General features: G+C 75.4%; 19 protein-coding genes. 11 read left to right on the top strand and 8 right to left on the bottom strand.

Translation table 11 applies throughout. The features are described from left to right. Positions 1 to 215: 215 nt before the first annotated feature. Together ACWCXH_RS18285 and ACWCXH_RS18280 are read right to left on the bottom strand one after the other, a co-directional pair. Positions 216 to 1244 (bottom strand): hypothetical protein, encoded by a 1029-nt coding sequence (locus ACWCXH_RS18285; protein ID WP_449802439.1) that lies wholly within the window; start codon positions 1242 to 1244, stop codon positions 216 to 218. Beyond that, positions 1241 to 1939, bottom strand: coding sequence for an RNA polymerase sigma factor (locus ACWCXH_RS18280; RefSeq protein WP_449802438.1), 699 nt, complete (start codon positions 1937 to 1939; stop codon positions 1241 to 1243). Before ACWCXH_RS18280 ends, ACWCXH_RS18285 begins: the two co-directional genes overlap by 4 nt. A gap of 241 nt (positions 1940 to 2180) precedes the next feature. Here ACWCXH_RS18280 and ACWCXH_RS18275 point away from each other — a divergent pair, with 241 nt between their 5' ends. From ACWCXH_RS18275 to ACWCXH_RS18265, 3 genes are all read left to right on the top strand, one after another. Beyond that, on the top strand, positions 2181 to 2468 hold the full coding sequence (locus ACWCXH_RS18275; RefSeq protein WP_449802437.1) for a hypothetical protein: 288 nt from the start codon (positions 2181 to 2183) through the stop codon (positions 2466 to 2468). A gap of 178 nt (positions 2469 to 2646) precedes the next feature. Next, positions 2647 to 3399 carry a VC0807 family protein gene (locus ACWCXH_RS18270; protein ID WP_449802436.1) on the top strand — a complete coding sequence of 251 codons (753 nt, stop codon included), beginning with the start codon at positions 2647 to 2649 and terminating at the stop codon, positions 3397 to 3399. A gap of 126 nt (positions 3400 to 3525) precedes the next feature. Further along, on the top strand, positions 3526 to 4266 hold the full coding sequence (locus ACWCXH_RS18265) for a tyrosine-protein phosphatase (RefSeq protein WP_449802435.1): 741 nt from the start codon (positions 3526 to 3528) through the stop codon (positions 4264 to 4266). 18 nt (positions 4267 to 4284) lie between these two features. On the opposite strand, the gene ACWCXH_RS18260 is transcribed toward ACWCXH_RS18265, so the two are convergent. Beyond that, positions 4285 to 4869, bottom strand: coding sequence for a GNAT family N-acetyltransferase (locus ACWCXH_RS18260; protein WP_449802434.1), 585 nt, complete (start codon positions 4867 to 4869; stop codon positions 4285 to 4287). A gap of 106 nt (positions 4870 to 4975) precedes the next feature. Between ACWCXH_RS18260 and ACWCXH_RS18255 the strand changes: the two genes are divergently transcribed. Continuing rightward, positions 4976 to 5731 (top strand): Clp protease N-terminal domain-containing protein, encoded by a 756-nt coding sequence (locus ACWCXH_RS18255; RefSeq protein ID WP_449802433.1) that lies wholly within the window; start codon positions 4976 to 4978, stop codon positions 5729 to 5731. A gap of 60 nt (positions 5732 to 5791) precedes the next feature. On the opposite strand, the gene ACWCXH_RS18250 is transcribed toward ACWCXH_RS18255, so the two are convergent. Beyond that, the gene (locus tag ACWCXH_RS18250) at positions 5792 to 6283 is read right to left on the bottom strand and encodes an NUDIX domain-containing protein (protein ID WP_449802432.1); all 492 of its coding nucleotides are present in this window, start codon (positions 6281 to 6283) and stop codon (positions 5792 to 5794) included. 139 nt (positions 6284 to 6422) lie between these two features. Between ACWCXH_RS18250 and ACWCXH_RS18245 the strand changes: the two genes are divergently transcribed. After that, on the top strand, positions 6423 to 6749 hold the full coding sequence (locus tag ACWCXH_RS18245; RefSeq protein ID WP_449802431.1) for an STAS domain-containing protein: 327 nt from the start codon (positions 6423 to 6425) through the stop codon (positions 6747 to 6749). Here the strand turns inward: ACWCXH_RS18245 and ACWCXH_RS18240 are convergent. The 3 genes from ACWCXH_RS18240 to ACWCXH_RS18230 form a co-directional block, all read right to left on the bottom strand. Beyond that, positions 6639 to 7634 (bottom strand): sigma-70 family RNA polymerase sigma factor, encoded by a 996-nt coding sequence (locus ACWCXH_RS18240; RefSeq protein WP_449802430.1) that lies wholly within the window; start codon positions 7632 to 7634, stop codon positions 6639 to 6641. The genes ACWCXH_RS18245 and ACWCXH_RS18240 overlap by 111 nt on opposite strands. A gap of 405 nt (positions 7635 to 8039) precedes the next feature. Then, on the bottom strand, positions 8040 to 8312 hold the full coding sequence (locus ACWCXH_RS18235; protein WP_449802429.1) for a hypothetical protein: 273 nt from the start codon (positions 8310 to 8312) through the stop codon (positions 8040 to 8042). Positions 8313 to 8488: 176 nt separating this feature from the next. Beyond that, entirely contained in the window at positions 8489 to 8758 is a 270-nt protein-coding gene (locus ACWCXH_RS18230; protein WP_449802428.1) for a UBP-type zinc finger domain-containing protein, read from the bottom strand. 235 nt (positions 8759 to 8993) lie between these two features. Here ACWCXH_RS18230 and ACWCXH_RS18225 point away from each other — a divergent pair, with 235 nt between their 5' ends. Continuing rightward, positions 8994 to 11540, top strand: coding sequence for a lysylphosphatidylglycerol synthase domain-containing protein (locus ACWCXH_RS18225; RefSeq protein ID WP_449802580.1), 2547 nt, complete (start codon positions 8994 to 8996; stop codon positions 11538 to 11540). A gap of 4 nt (positions 11541 to 11544) precedes the next feature. Here the strand turns inward: ACWCXH_RS18225 and ACWCXH_RS18220 are convergent, their stop codons facing one another. Continuing rightward, a complete protein-coding gene (locus ACWCXH_RS18220) occupies positions 11545 to 11742 on the bottom strand; it encodes a hypothetical protein (RefSeq protein WP_449802427.1) in 198 nt (65 codons plus the stop codon). Between the two features lie 210 nt (positions 11743 to 11952). Here ACWCXH_RS18220 and ACWCXH_RS18215 point away from each other — a divergent pair, with 210 nt between their 5' ends. From ACWCXH_RS18215 to ACWCXH_RS18195, 5 genes are all read left to right on the top strand, one after another. Continuing rightward, positions 11953 to 12420, top strand: coding sequence for a carboxymuconolactone decarboxylase family protein (locus tag ACWCXH_RS18215; RefSeq protein ID WP_449802426.1), 468 nt, complete (start codon positions 11953 to 11955; stop codon positions 12418 to 12420). Between the two features lie 118 nt (positions 12421 to 12538). Then, positions 12539 to 13183 carry a class I SAM-dependent methyltransferase gene (locus tag ACWCXH_RS18210; protein ID WP_449802425.1) on the top strand — a complete coding sequence of 215 codons (645 nt, stop codon included), beginning with the start codon at positions 12539 to 12541 and terminating at the stop codon, positions 13181 to 13183. Beyond that, positions 13180 to 13749, top strand: coding sequence for a TrmH family RNA methyltransferase (locus tag ACWCXH_RS18205; protein ID WP_326846661.1), 570 nt, complete (start codon positions 13180 to 13182; stop codon positions 13747 to 13749). The genes ACWCXH_RS18210 and ACWCXH_RS18205 overlap by 4 nt, the downstream gene beginning before the upstream one ends. Before the next feature lie 240 nt (positions 13750 to 13989). Then, the gene (locus ACWCXH_RS18200; RefSeq protein ID WP_449802424.1) at positions 13990 to 14544 is read left to right on the top strand and encodes a hypothetical protein; all 555 of its coding nucleotides are present in this window, start codon (positions 13990 to 13992) and stop codon (positions 14542 to 14544) included. Further along, positions 14541 to 14666 (top strand): hypothetical protein, encoded by a 126-nt coding sequence (locus ACWCXH_RS18195; RefSeq protein ID WP_449802423.1) that lies wholly within the window; start codon positions 14541 to 14543, stop codon positions 14664 to 14666. The genes ACWCXH_RS18200 and ACWCXH_RS18195 overlap by 4 nt, the downstream gene beginning before the upstream one ends. Positions 14667 to 14858 lie beyond the last annotated feature (192 nt).

Raw genomic sequence — 14858 nt, 5'->3', positions numbered from 1 at the left:
CGGGCCGGCCGGGCCGGCGGCGCGTCCGGGGTTTGCGCCTGCCGGTCCGGCCGGTGGCCGGCCGGGTGGACGGTGGGCACGGGGGAGCCGACCGGCCACCCGGGGTCTCGGGTGGGTACTGCGGTACTGCGGGTACTGCCGTACTGCGGTGGTGCTGTCCGGATGGGTGGCGAGCCCGGGGGGATTCGCTCGCCCCCCACCCGGAGATCTGGGGGTCACCTCTGAGCCGGCTGGTCCTGTCTGCTCGGGTGAACGTCGGGCGAGGCCGTCGGCACGGCTCCGCCCTTGCCGGGTTTGGCACCACCGCCGTCCCCGGTGCCGCCGCTGTTCTTGCCGGTGCCACCGTCGCCGTTGCCCTTGCCGTTGCCGTTGCCGGAGCCGCCGACGGCCGCGTTGCCCGCGTCCGCCCCCTGGCCCGGCCCGGCGGAGTCGTGCGGCGGCTGCGGGGTGGCGCTGCGGTGGGCGTCGTCGCTCACCCGGCCGAGCGCCTCCCCGCAGTAGTCCTCCACCTGGTCCGGGCCGCCGGCCGCCGCGACCAGCGAGCCGAACACCGGGTCCAGGACCAGCCGGCCCGGGTGCTCACCCTTGGCCGTCCGGTCGCCGAACGCGTGGCAGAGGGCGACCAGCGCGGGCGATGCCGGCCCGGTGGAGCGTCCCGCCGCAGACGGGGTGCCGGGCGTCGGGGAGGCCGACGGCCCGAGGCCCTGGGAGCCGGTGGTGGACGAGCCGGTGCCGGACGGCCGGCCGGACGGGCCGCTCGCGGTCATCCCGCCCGGCGCGTGCCCGGACGTGGGCAGGGCGCTGGTGGCACCGTCGCCCACGCGGGTGCGCTCGGACTCGGAGGAGCCGCCGTCCAGCGGGGACAGCAGGTTCCCGGTGCCGGCGGCGACCGCGACCCCGCACAGCGCCGTGGCGCCCAGCACGGCGGCAGCGGCCTTCGTGCTGAGGGCCCTGGCGAGGGCGGCGGTTGCCATCGATCGTCTCCGGACGGGTGCGGTCTTTGCTACGGGGTGGGGCGCGAGACGGGCCGCCCGGAACGCGGTCAGGGCGGCCTCCTCCCCGGCCAGCTCGGCGGCCGTCGCCGGGGCGGCGGCCGCGGCGAGTACCCGGGCGACCTGCCCGGCGGCGTCGCCGTCCGGTCCGGTGAGCGAGGCGTCCTGCCCGGCCGACGGGCCGCCCACGGCACCGCCGAGCAGGTGCTCGGCGGCATCACGGTCGATCCGACGGGATCGGTTGGTGCTCATCTCATGTCCTTCAGCGTCGCGGCCCGGCGTTCTGTCACACCCTGCGGAGAAATTTTTTTCGCGGCGTTCCCGGCAGCCCTTCCGGAGGACGTCCCGGGCTCCTGCCCGGTGGCGCGCGCAGCCGGGAACCCGCCACCGGAGCCCGGCCCCGCGCCCGGCCCGAACGACTGCTCCAGCAGCTTGGCGAGCCGCCGCAGCCCCCGGTGGGCGGCCATCCGGACGGTGCCGGCCCGCTTGCCGAGCACCTGCGCGGCGCTCTCCGCGTCGAGTTCCATCACCACGCGCAGCAGCACCGCCTCGGCCTGGTCACGCGGCAGCCGGGAGATCAGTGCGAGCGCGTCGGCCGTGCCGACCCGGGCGAGCGCGGCGCCCGCGGTGTCGTCCCCGGCGGACAGCTCGGCGAGGTACTCGAAGGGCAGGTCGGCGACCGGGCGGCGGCGCCGGGCCCGCAGGTGGTCCAGGGCGCGGTTGCGGGCGATGGTGGCGGCCCAGCCGCGGAAGCCGTCGCCGTCGCCGGAGAAGCCGCCCAGGTCGCGGGCGATCTGGAGCCAGGCCTCGGAGGCGATGTCCTCGGCGTCCTGCGCGTCCTCGGGGCGGCCGCCGACGAGCACCCGCAGGTAGCGCAGCAGGCCGGGCTGGACGGTCCGGAAGAGGAGCCGGAACGCCTCCTCGTCACCGCCCTGCGCGGCCCGCACGGCCTCGGCCAGATCGACCGGAGCGGGGGCCGGGCCCCGTGGCGGGGCGGCGGGTGATACTGGTCCGGACCGGCCGACGGGGCTGCCGGTGCCCGCTCCGGGGCGCTCTGCACTCTGCACCCGCCACATCATGCGCCATGCGCGGGACGCGGGCGGGCCCGACCTTGGACCGGCCCGGCCGGGCCCGAGGTTCCACGAACGGCTGCCGCTCGCCGGCGGGGCCGCCCGGCCTGCATCATCCGTGGGCGAAGCAACCGGACCCGCGTCCCCGCCGTGGCCGCCGCCCCGCCCCCACCGTGCCGTCCGTCACGCCCGGACCGCCGCGGCGCACCGGATCCAGCGCGCCGAGCTCGTCGACGGGGTGCTCGTCCCGACCTGCGCGCGGACCGGGGCCGAGGCCACCGCCCGGGCCGTTCCGGAGGGCACGGAGCCCGGCTTCCTCTCGGCCGGGGACGAGCGCATCCGCAGCGCGCGGCGTGCCGGCACGCTGGGCCGCGGGCTGTGGACGCTCACCGCGGCCGAGGCATGAAACCGCAGGTCGGAGGCCATGTCCGGAGCCTGGGTGGAGGTGGTGTCATGACGCGCACCATGACGTCTGTCATACGGATCCGGCAACGGACGACACTGATCCGGCGAAGGGTCGCGCCGGAAGACTGGAGGCACGACGCGGGCACCGGCCCGCGGCCACCAGCGGGGAGGAACCCACCATGAGCCAGACCCTCAGCGTCGCCGCCACCGAGGTCGCCGCCACCGAGGTCGTCGCCACCGAGGTCACCACCGCCCCGGCCGGCGCGCAGAAGGAGCCGAACCCGCTCGCCTCCGCGTTCCGCCCGCTCCTCCTGGACGTCGCCGCCCCGCTGGCCGGCTACTACCTGCTCCACTCGGCCTGCGGGATGAGCGAGTTCGCCGCCCTGGCCTGGAGCAGCGCCATCCCGGCCGGCCGGACGGTCTTCGGCCTGCTGCGCGAGCGCAAGCTCAACCCGTGGGCCGCGCTGATGCTGGCCGTCAACCTGGCCGGCCTGGCGCTGACCTTCGTCACCGGCGACGCCCGGATGATGATCGCCAAGGACGGCGGGCTGAGCGGCACCGTCGCCCTGGCCGTCCTGGCCTCCGCCATCGTCGGCAGGCCGGTCATGACCCCGGTGCTGATGCCCTTCCTGACCAAGGGCAAGAACGCCCGCGCCGCCGCCTGGCAGCGGCTGGTCGAGGGCCGGGCGGCCGCCTCCCGCTCCTTCCACCGCTACGAGCGCCTGTTCTCGGCGATCTGGGGCACCGCGCTGCTGGCCGAGTGCACGGCCCGCGTGGTCGGCGCCTTCACCCTCCCCGTGTCGACCATGGCCTGGCTGTCCACCGTCTTCCTGATCGGGGCGATCGTGGCCGGCTCGATGCTCGGCCAGATCGCGGCCGAGCCGATGGAGAAGCTGGTCAGCGCCGAGGCCGACGCCCCGACCGCCGCCTGAACAGGTCCACGCACCACCTGAACGGCAGGTTCCGAGCATTCGAACGGCGAGGAACCATCCGGATCTCTCGATAGTCCTTCATAACGAGGGGGTAACGGACCCCCTGACGAGGAAACGGGGAGCCCCATGATCCGGACGCACGCGCTGACCACCGCCGAGGACCGCACCCTCGTCTGGGACGGCTGCCTCAACGTCCGCGACCTGGGCGCGCTGCCCACCGCCTCCGGCCGCCCGACCGCCCGCGGCGCGATCGTCCGGGCCGACAACCTCGACCGCCTCACCGCCGAGGGCTGGGACGCCCTCCTCGACCACGGCGTCCGCACCGTCGTCGACCTGCGCAACGCCGAGGAGTACAAGCCGCTCCTCCCCCGCCCCGAGAGCGTCGAGCTGATCCGCGTCCCGCTGGACGAACTCGCCGGCCCCGCCTGGTGGGAGGCGTACGGACGGCTGGACGGCACCCCGCTCGCGCTGCGCCCCTACCTGGACCACTGCCCGCACGCCGCCGCCGAGCTGGTCACCACCGTGGCCGGCGCCCGGCCCGGCGGCGTGGTCGTCCACTGCGGCGCCGGCCGTGACCGCACCGGCCTCGCCGCCCTCCTCCTGCTCTCCCTGGCCGGCGTCCGCCCGGCCGCGATAGTCGAGGACTACCTGCTCAGCGGCCCCAACGTCCGCCCGCTGTACGGGATGCTGGGCCTGCCGGACCAGTACCGCCGGATCGACGCGGTGCTCACCGAGGCCGGCACCACCGCCGAGGCCGCGCTGACCGCCGCGCTGGACGGTTTCGAGCCGGCCGGCTACCTGCTCGCCGCCGGGGTCACGCCGGCTGACATCGCCGCCGTCCGGGCCCGCCTGCTGCCCGCGGCCTGACGGTCAACGGCCCGTCGGCTACCAGAGCTTGTCGATCGTCCCGGGGTGGAGGGCGACCCGGCTGTGCGGGAAGTCCGCCCGGTGGCGCACGGCGTGCGCGGTGAAGAAGGCCGCCATCGTCACCTTGTCGAAGCCCTCCCGGTCGCTGGGGAACGGCTCCTCCGCCGTGCCCCCGACCAGGACCGCGCCCGGCAGCGGCTCCCAGCCCGCGCCCTCGTAGAAGCCCTGCAGCCCGCGGTCGCAGGTGAACAGCCCGAGGTCCGCGCCGCGCTCCCGGGCGGTGGCGCGGGCCGCCGTCACCAGCCGCCGCCCGTACCCGAGGCCGCGGCAGGCCGGGTCGGTGACCACGGTGGACAGGCCGCTCGCCGCGTACGTCCGCCCGGCGTGGACGAGTTCCTTGGAGAGCACGTCCAGCGCGGCCACCACCCGGGAGCCGTCCAGCATCAGCACGGAGAGCGGGCGCAGGGCCGGATCGTGCACGGGGTCGGTGGACGGACCGGGCGGTCCCGGCCACGCCAGGTCCTGCAACTCGGCCACCCGCAGCTTGAGTTCGGCCGGCACCTCACCCTCGGGCAAAGTGAGGATCCGCAGCTCGTCGGCCATCTCCGGCACCTCCGTTCCGTCCGGCCGCTTCCGGTGCCCGAAGCCTACCCGGCACTATCGTCAACTATCGGTTGACGCATCCCGGGCGACAACCTACGGTTGACGCATGGAGAATCCCGTTGTTCCCAACACCACTCCGCTGCGCCTCGACGACCTGATCGCCGCGATCAAGAAGGTCCACACCGACGCGCTCGACCAGCTGTCCGACGCGGTCATCGCCGCCGACCACCTGGGCGACCTCGCCGATCACCTGATCGGCCACTTCGTGGACCAGGCCCGCCGCTCCGGCGCGTCCTGGACCGACATCGGCCGGAGCATGGGCGTGAGCAAGCAGGCCGCCCAGAAGCGCTTCGTCCCCAAGGACCCGGCCACCCCCAACGACCTCGATCCCAGCCAGGGCTTCGCCCGCTTCACCGACCGCGCCCGGAACGTCGTCGTGGTCTCGCAGGAGGAGGCCAGGAAGGCCGGCAACGCCGAGATCACCGCCGAGCACCTGCTGCTCGGCCTGATCGCCGAGCCCGAGGGCATCGGCGCCAAGGCGCTCACCGCCCAGGGCGTCAGCGCGGAGGCGGTCCGCACCGCGGCGGCCGCCGCCCTGCCCGCCCCCTCCGACGAGCTGCCCGCGCTGATCCCGTTCGACGCGCAGGCCAAGAAGGTGCTGGAGCTGACCTTCCGCGAGGCGCTCAAGCTCGGGCACAACTACGTCGGCACCGAACACGTCCTGCTCGCCCTGCTGGAGCAGGCGAACGGCACGGGCGTGCTCGCCGACCTGAACGTGGACCGCGCCGAGGCGGAGACCTTCATCTCGGAGGCCATCGCCGCCATCATCGCCGCCCGGAGCGCGAACCCGGCACAGCCGTGAACCGCGGACGGGCCCCGGGGCGTCGACCGTGCCGGGGTCCGTGCCGCTCGTGACGCCCGCTCAGAACCCCGACACGTGCGTGGTGACGATCCGCACCCGCCCGTCGACGGCCGCCTCCAGCGCGGCCCGCAGCCGCGCCGAGCGGGCCGGGCCGAGCAGGGCCGGCGCCTCCTCGTCGACGACCCAGCGGTAGTCGTCCAGCTCACCGGCCGGGACGGTCACGGGGGTGCCGTCCGGGACGGTGCCGAAGTCGAAGAGCAAGTGCTGGGCGGGGTGGTCGAGTTCGGCCGAGGGGTGGGTCCAGGAGATCGCCAGCAGGTCGCCGGCGGCCCTGACGATGCCGGTCTCCTCCTCCAGCTCCCGGGCCGCGCACTCGGCGGGCCCCTCGCCGAGGTCGATCGTGCCGCCCGGGAACTGCCAGTGCTCGCGGTAGCCGGCCTTCACGATCAGGAGCCGCCCGGACTCGTCCCTCAGCAAGCAGCCGGCCGCCGCGTAGATCCGCGGCAGCGACGCCAGCCATTCCTCACGGGACTTCAAGGGCTCGGCCGACACGGCGGACCTCCTCTGCACAGGGGCGACAGTGGTTCTGCGGCCCCTACTCTGCCACCGCTGTCGCGTGCGGGCAGCGGCCTCGTCGGCCCGGACTCCGCGAGGACCGATGACTCGGGGCCGCCGGAGCGGTCCAACCCGCATGGAGACCAAGCGAACCGCCGGCGACCGGACACTCACCTGCGACCTCGGCGCGCTCACCGCCCCCGATCTGGCCGTCGTCGATGCCCTCGCCCGGCTGCGGCTCGCCGCCGCCCGGCACGGGGTCGGCGTCCTGCTGCTGAACGCGAGCCGTCCGCTGCGGGAGCTGCTCGCGTTCAGCGGGCTGGCCGACATCCTGCCCGTGGCTCCCGGGCGGTCACGCACGCCCGGGCTGCCACTCGGCGTCCAGCCGGGCCGGGAGGCCGAAGAGCGGGAAGAGCACGTCGGTGTCGAGGAAGTTGGTGAGCCCGGTGATCCGGCCCGCTGACACCTCCGGCACGATCAGCGCCCACGGCTCGTGCCCGCCCGCCGGGTCCGGCCGGTACTGGGCGAAGGCCGGGCCGCCGTTGGCCGTCACCGGGATCAGCCGGGAGCCCCGGCAGCCGTGGCCCGGGCCGAGCATCCACGCCCGGATCTCGCTCCGGCCCTGCAGCCACATCGCGAACGGCGGCATGTTGAGCGTGACGTCCTCGTGCAGCAGCGCGGCGAGGGCCGCCATGTCGTAGGCCTCGAAGGCGCTGACGTAGCGGTCCAGCAGCGCGCGGTGGTCGTCGTCCAGGGCGGGCGCCGGACGGGCGGCCGCGCCCTCGTCGGCGAGCACCGAGCGGGCCCGCTGGAGCGCGCTGTTGACCGAGGCCACCGTGCTGCCGAGCAGTTCGGCCACCTCGGCGGCCTTCCAGCCGAGCACCTCACGCAGGATCAGCACCGCGCGCTGGCGCGGCGCGAGGCGCTGGAGCACCGCGACGAAGGCCAGCCGCACCGACTCGCGCTGCGCGGCCACCTCGGCCGGGTCGCCCGCCCCGGGCAGCACCCGGCCGTCCGGCGCGGGGCCGATCCACGTCACCTCGGGCAGTCGGGCATCGCTCGCGGTGGCGACCGTCACCGGGCCGGCCAGGTCCATCGGGCGGGCCCGGCTGTTGCGGCCGTTCAGCGCGTCCAGGCAGACGTTGGTGGCGATCCGGTACAGCCAGGAGCGCAGCGCGGCCCTGCCCTCGAAGCCCTGGTGGCCGCGCCAGGCGCGGACCATCGTCTCCTGCACCGCGTCCTCGGCCTCGAAGACCGAGCCGAGCATCCGGTAGCAGTAGCCGGTGAGTTCGGTCCGGTACCGCTCCAGCTGGAGCTCGACCGGCTCCCCCGTGATCACGTCGGCCATCGTGCGCCCCCGTCGTCCTGCCGCGCCTGGTGAACGGCACGAACGTACCGCACGCCACTGACAGTTCATCAGCGGGCGCCGCACACCTGGCCGGACCCGAACGCGGCGGTCGCCAGGGGCCGGAGTGTCGGGACCGTCCTCGCCGCCCCGGTCGTGACGGCGGCCGGAAAGGCTCCCGCGGCGGCGAGGACGGTCCAACGACGGCGCCCGTTGCGGGGGTTCATGCGGCTGCTCCCCAACGCGGGCTCACCCGGCGTCCGGTGGGGGCTGACGGGACGAGTCCGCGCGAGAACGGCGGGCCGGCCCATCCGGGACCGCCCCGAGCGGCCCCTGAACGCCGGCCCCGAGCACGCGCCAGGGGTGGACGACCGGTGCGGCCGTCCACCCCCGTGCCGGCGGAGCCGCTCAGTGCGCGGAGTGCTTCTCCGCTCCGCGGTGCCGGTGGCCCTTGAGCTCGGCGTGCATCGCCGGAGCGGCGTGCGCCGCCGCCGTCCCCGCGTCGCGCCCGCCGTGCCGGAAGGGGTCCGCGGCGGCGTACCCGGCGGTCGCGGCGGGCGTGGCGCCCATGCGCATGCGTGGCGCGAACTGCTCGGGGTTGCTCGCCATGCCGCGGCGCTCCAGCAGTTCCTGGGTGCCCCGGCGGAGCTTGGCGGTGCTGGCGGGTGTTCGCTTGGTCATCGTCGGCCTCCCTTCGGCGGTCACCGACTGCGACGGACGTCGGCCGGTGGCCGCGTGGGCGCTGCTCGTCGAGGTGCGAGATGAGCGCCATGTCCGGATTTTATCCGGCCTGCGGCCCGGTGCCACCGCGAATCCGCCGGTACGGCGGGGTGCGCCCGGCCGACGACCCCGGGCGCTCAGCCCATGACCTCGTGGACGAAGCACCAGCGCCAGTCCTCCCCCGGCTCGTACGAGCGGATCACCGGGTGCGAGGAGGCGTGGAAGTGCGCGGTGGCGTGCCGCTGCGGCGAGAAGTCGCAGCAGCCGATGTGGCCGCAGTCCAGGCAGATCCGCAGGTGCACCCAGTTCCGGCGGCCCTGCGCCAGGCATTCGGCGCAGCCGTCGACGGGTGGGAGGGGCTGGATGGTCTCGGGGGCCATGGCGAGGTCCTCGCAGGCGGCGGTCATGCCCGCAGGGTAGTGACGCCCGCCCCGGGGCGGGCGCGAAGACACGCCCGGAGCGGGGCCGAGACGCGCCCGCCGGCTCACCCCACCCGCGCCGCCTCGTCGCGCCACCTCGTCGCGCCGCCCCGTCGCGCCGCCTCGTCGCGCCGCCGACCTGGCAGACGCAGCAGAGCCGGTGGTCTCCGCGACTCACGGCGCACCCTCAGGGCGCCATGGGAGCATGCCCCCCGTGGCAATCATGACGGGGAGAACGGACGGCGGCACCGGCGACGGGGGGACCGACGGTGCCGAGGCGGGCGCTGCGCCCGGGCACATACCGGGGCGACCGCCCCGGCCGGCGGGGCACGCCCCCGCGCCCGGGGGCCGCGGCCCGCAGGCCCGGGTGACCGACACCGGCCGGATACGGCAGCCGGTCGCCCTGGTCCGGCTGCTCACCGGCCTGCTCGGGATCGCCCTCACGGTCCTGCTCGCCGACTACGCGCGCGCCACCACCGGCGGCATGGCCGCCGACATCGCCGAGGCCACCGAACTGGTACCCCACCCCCTGGCGGGCCTCGCCGGCGGCCTCACCACCGCCGCCGTCCTGCTCCTGCCCGTCGGCCTCGCCGCCCGCCGCCTCCTCGGCCCCGACCGGCGGCGCGCCCTCCAGCAGGTCTCCGACGGCCTGCTCGCCGCCGTCCTCGCCTACGGCGCCACGCTCGCCGCCGGAATCTGGGCCGACGGACTCGCCCCGGCCTCCCTCCTCACCGCCCTCACCCAGGCCCTGCCCGGCGGCCACCCCGGCCACACCGAACCCGTGTACGGCTACCTCGCCCCCGTCCTCGCCTTCCTGACCGCCTCCGGCATCCGCGAACGACGCCTGCCGTGGACCGTCCTCGCCCTCTCCGGCCTCGCCGGACTCGCCGGCGGCTACGCCACCCCCACCGCGCTCCTCCTCGGCCTGCTCATCGGCTGGACCACCGCCCACGGCGTCCTCTACGCCGCCGGCACCCCGGACCCGCGGCCCCGGCCCGCCGAGATCCTCCGCAGCCTGCGCGAGACCGGTCTGCGGCCCACCGCCGTCCACCCAGCCGGGCCCTACCGCCACCTCGTCCAGCAGGCCGACGGCCGCCCCGACCTCGACGTCCAGCTCCTCGACCGCCAAGCCGTCACCGCCGCCGCCCTGCACCGCGCCTGGCGCCGCCTGCGCCTGCGCACCGCCCCCCACCCGCGCGCCCTGCGCTCCCCGCGCACCGGCCTGGAGCACGAGGCCCTGGTCTCGTACGCGGCCGTCGCCGCAGGCGTCCGCACCCGTCGCATCGCCGCCACCGCCGGACTCGGCCAGGACACCGCCCTCATCGCGTACGAGCACCTCGCGGGCCGCACCCTCGACGAACTCGCCGACGACGAGATCACCGACGGCCTCCTCACCGACGCCTGGCACCAACTCGCCCTCCTCCAGCGCCGCGAGATCGCCCACCGGGCCCTCGTCCCGTCCGCCCTCCTGGTCGACCCGGCGGGCGCGGTGCACCTGGTCGACTTCGCGGACGGCGACATCGCCGCGAGCGAACTCGTCCTGCACAGCGACATCGCCCAGCTCCTCACCACCCTCGCCCTGCGCACCGGCCCCGCCCGCTCCGTCCGCACCGCCGTCGCCGCCCTGGGCCCCGACCCCGTCGCCGCCTCCCTCCCCCTCCTCCAGCCGATAGCCCTGGCCCCCACGACCCGGCACTCCCTGAAGCGCCCGCCCGCGGCCGCCACCGCCCCCGCCCAGGAGCCGGCCGGCTCCGAGCAGCCGGATCTGCTGGACGGGATCCGGGCGGAGGTGCTGCGCCTTCGGCCGCAGGCTGCGGTGCGGCCGGTGAAGCTGGAGCGGCTGCGGCCGCGGACGCTGCTCGCGGTGGCGGGCGCGGTGGTGGCCGGGTGGCTGCTGATCCCGAAGCTGTTCGCGGCGGAGCAGAACCCGATCGCCGCCGTGGCCCACGCCGATCCGCTCTGGCTGCTGCTCGCCCTCCTCGCCGCCGGCGCGAGCCACGTCACCGCGGCGATGGGGTTCGTCGGCTTCGTGCCGGAGCGCCTGGACTTCCGCAACGCCGTGTTCGCCCAGGTCGCCGGGTCGTTCGCGAAGCTGGTGTCCCCGGGCGGCGTCGGCGGCGTCGCGCTGAACACCCGGCTGCTGCAGCAGGCCGGCGTGCCGACCGCGCAGGCACTCTCCAGCGTCGGTGTCGGCCAGTTGATCGGACTGGTGCTGCACCTGCTCCAGCTGGGGGCGTTCGTCTACCTGCTCGGCCAGGAGCCCGGCGGCTCGGAGCTGGACGCGCTGCCCGCCGTCGCCGGCGGCCTCGCGGGGGCGGCGGTGCTGCTGGCCGCGGTGTCGGCGGTGCCGCCGGCCCGGCGGTGGCTGGCGGCCCGGCTGCGGCCGTTGACGACGGAGGTGCTGCCGCGGCTGCTGGAGCTGCTGCGCGACCCGGGGCGGCTGGCGGTCGGGGTGACCGGGCAGTTGCTGGTGTCGATGTGCCTGACCGCCTGCCTGTACTGCTGCGCCCGTGCGGTGGGCCGGGAGCCGTCGTTCGCGGCGGTCGCGGTGGTGTTCCTGACCGGCAGCCCGGTCGGCAACGCGGCGCCGACCCCGGGCGGGGCTGGCGTGATGGACGGGGTGCTGATCGGGCTGATGCAGTCGGCGGCGTCGCTGGACACGGGCGGCGCGGGGGCGGCCGTCGTCCTCTACCGGTCGCTGACCCTGATCCTGCCCGTCCTGCCGGGCTGGGCGGCGTTCGCGTGGCTGCAGCGCCGCCGCGCCCTGTGAGCCCCTACTCCCGGTACTCGTCCTCGTCGAGCTGGACCACGCGGCTCTGCTCGGCGGCGTCCGCGAGGTCGGTGGCGGGGTCGGCACCGAGGGCCCGGCGCTCGGCCACCTCGTCGTACTCGTCTCCCTCGGGCGCCTCGTCGTCGGGTTCGACGGCCTCGACGGCCTCGTCGATCAGGTAGTCCTCGTGATTCTGCGGCATGGCGTCCGTCCTCGCTGTTCGGAGGCTCCCACGGGCCCGGATGGCGGTGCTGGGCGGTACTGGCAGTATCCGCCGCCGGGCGCCCGGACGCGATGTCCCGACCCGGTTCCGGCGTGTTGCCCGGACGGTTCCACCCCAGCGGATTGACCCATGAATCCGGCCATCGAATGACCCACCTCCATGGTGCATTCCGTCCCTAGAGTCGTCGTCATGACGACGAACGAGATCACCGAAGCCCCCGCCCGCCTCGACTACGCCCGCACCGTCCCCAAGGTGTTCCGCGCGATGATCGCCCTGGACGCCGCCGCCCGCGAGGGCCTGGACCCGGCCCTGGTCGAGCTGGTGCAGATGCGCACCTCCCAGCTGAACGGCTGCGCCTACTGCCTGGACATGCACGCCAAGGACGCCCGCAGGGCCGGCGAGACGGACGAGCGGATCCACCTGCTGCCGGTGTGGCACGAGGCCCCGGCCGGGGTCTACTCCGAACGCGAGCGCGCCGCCCTGGCGCTGGCCGAGGAGATCACCGCGATCGGCGGCGGCGTCCCGGACGCCGTGTACGCGCGGGCCGCCGCCCTGTTCGAGGAGGAGGAACTGGCCCACCTGATCTCGGTCTGCCTCACGATCAACGCCTGGAACCGGATCAACGTGGCCACCCGCAAGACCCCCGGCGCCCGGTAGCCGCCGCAGGGCCGGGCAGGACGCGCGCCGGGCCGCCGGGGGTACGATCGGTGCCGTACCAGGGCTTACCCACACCCACCCGGTGGCCCCGAGGCCCACACGAACGACGGGGAACCACATGTCCGGCTCGCACTACTTCACGGGTGCACCCGAGGTCGCCAGCGAGCGCCGGCCGATCACGGTCTCCCTGCCGGACCTCACCCTGGAACTGACCACCGACGCCGGGGTGTTCTCGCGCGGCCGGCTCGACCCGGGCACCCGGATCCTGCTGGAGCACGCGCCGCCGCCCCGCGTCCGCGGCCCGATCCTGGACGTCGGCTGCGGTTACGGCCCGATCGCGCTCACCTGGGCGACCCGTCGCCGGCGCCTGCCGGTCTGGGCGGTGGACGTCAACGAGCGCGCACTGGAGCTGGTGCGGCTGAACGCCGGGGCGCTGGGGCTGGGCAACGTCCAGGCCGCGCTGCCGGACGACGTCCCGCAGGACCTCCGGTTCGCCACGATCTACTCGAACCCGCCGATCCGGATCGGCAAAGCCGCACTGCGCCGGCTGCTGACGCACTGGCTCGGCCGGCTGACCCCCGACGGTTCGGCGTTCCTGGTGGTGCAGAAGCACCTGGGCTCGGACTCGCTGCAGAAGTGGCTGAACGAGCAGGGCTACCCGACCTCCCGGATCACGTCGGTCAACGGGTTCCGGATTCTGGAAGCGCGGCCCCGCCCGGAGACGGGCGAGGGCTCCGAGAGTGGACGAGGTACGACGTCGTGAAGCAGCTCCGCGGGACCGAACTGAAGCGTCTGCACCGCTCGTGGCGGCGCAGCAACGAGTTCCGGCTCGCGATGATCCTGGAGAACCTGCAGTCCCCGTTCAACGTCGGCTCGGTCGTCCGGACCGGCGCGGCGATGGGCGCCGAGAAGCTGTACCTGACCGGGGACACCCCGTCGGTGCGGTCGGCCGGCGCGCAGAAGGCCGCGATGGGGACCGACAAGTACCTGAAGGTCGAGCACTTCCCGACCGTCGCCGAGGCGGTGGCGGCGGCGAAGGCGGACGGCTTCAAGGTGGTCGGCCTGGAGCTGGCCGACGAGGCGGTGCCGATGTTCGCGGCCGAGCTGACCCCGGCGGTGGCCTTCGTGCTCGGCCACGAGGACCGCGGGATCACGCCGGAGGCGCTGGCGCTCTGCGACCAGGTGGTGTTCGTGCCGCAGCTGGGCCGGGTCGGCTCGCTGAACGTCTCGGCCGCCGCGACGGTGGCGTGCTACGAGGCGCGCCGCCAGGGGTACGCGATCAGCGGCACCCCGGACGGCAGCGACGTCGGCGGGCTCGACGACGAGTGACTCCGTCCACTGCGCGGGCCGACTCCGCGGGCCGGTGACTTCCGAACGTACGGGTGAAGGGTCTGCCTTTCGGCAGGCCCTTCACGCGTTTTCGGGGCGTCCGGCCGCGAGCGCCCGGTTCCCCCGCGCGGGGGAGACGGTCCGTCCTTCGGGTGGAGGCCCAAGTCCCGCCCCCTCGGCGATCTTTGAAGCACCGAAGGGGACGGACCCCGATCCCCTCTCCGCCACGGAGGAACGTCCATGCGAAAGCTCATCGCCGGCCTCGCGCTCACCGCCGCCGCGGCCGCCACGACAGCGGTCCCGGCCCAGGCCGCCGAGGCCGCCCACCCCCGCCACCAGCACCTGCACGCCTGGACCCTCCTCGACGACCGCGGCCCGGGCCCCACCCCGAACGAGCGGCTCACCGCACGGGTCGACGCCCGCACCACCACCGGCCACGACGCGCGCGGCCACGCCACCGTCCAGCACGTGTTCCCGAACAAGGCCGTCGTGCGCGCCGAGATCGCCGTCGACTGCCTCACCACCGACGCCGACGGCGCCGTCACCGTGACCGGCCCGATCGAGTCGCTCCACTTCACCGTCCCCGCCGGGGTGCCCGAACCGACCCCCGCGCCGAGCACCTGGCACCCCGAGACCGGCCTCACCTTCTACCCCGCCGACGCGAGCGGGGAGCGGCGGGTCGGCTGGACGGGTGCCAACGCGCTCGACTACAGCGCCCCGGCCCAGGGCGCCAAGTGCCGGGCCACCGCCCCCAACACCTGGGTCGTCGAGGGCGGGTACACCCTCCACCGGTGAGCGGTGATGCAGCCGGCTGCACCCACACCGACGGCGCCCTGCACGTCACCGTCACCGACGGCGGCCACGGCGGCACCGACCCCGCCCGCGGCGCGGCCTGCACGGCATCCGACGCAGGCTGAGCAGCTTCGACGGAACCCTCGCCCGGCAGAGCCCGCCCGTCGGGCCGACCACCGCCACCCTGGAGATACCGTGCGCGTCGTCATCGCCGAAGACCTCTCCCTCCTCCGCGACGGACTGATCCGAACCCTCCAGGACCACGGCTTCGAGGTCGTCGCCGCCGTCCGTCACGGTGCCGCCGGCGGCACCGTGAC

The organism is Kitasatospora sp. NPDC001660 (assembly GCF_053596725.1).
This window is presented reverse-complemented; position numbering and strand designations above follow the sequence as displayed.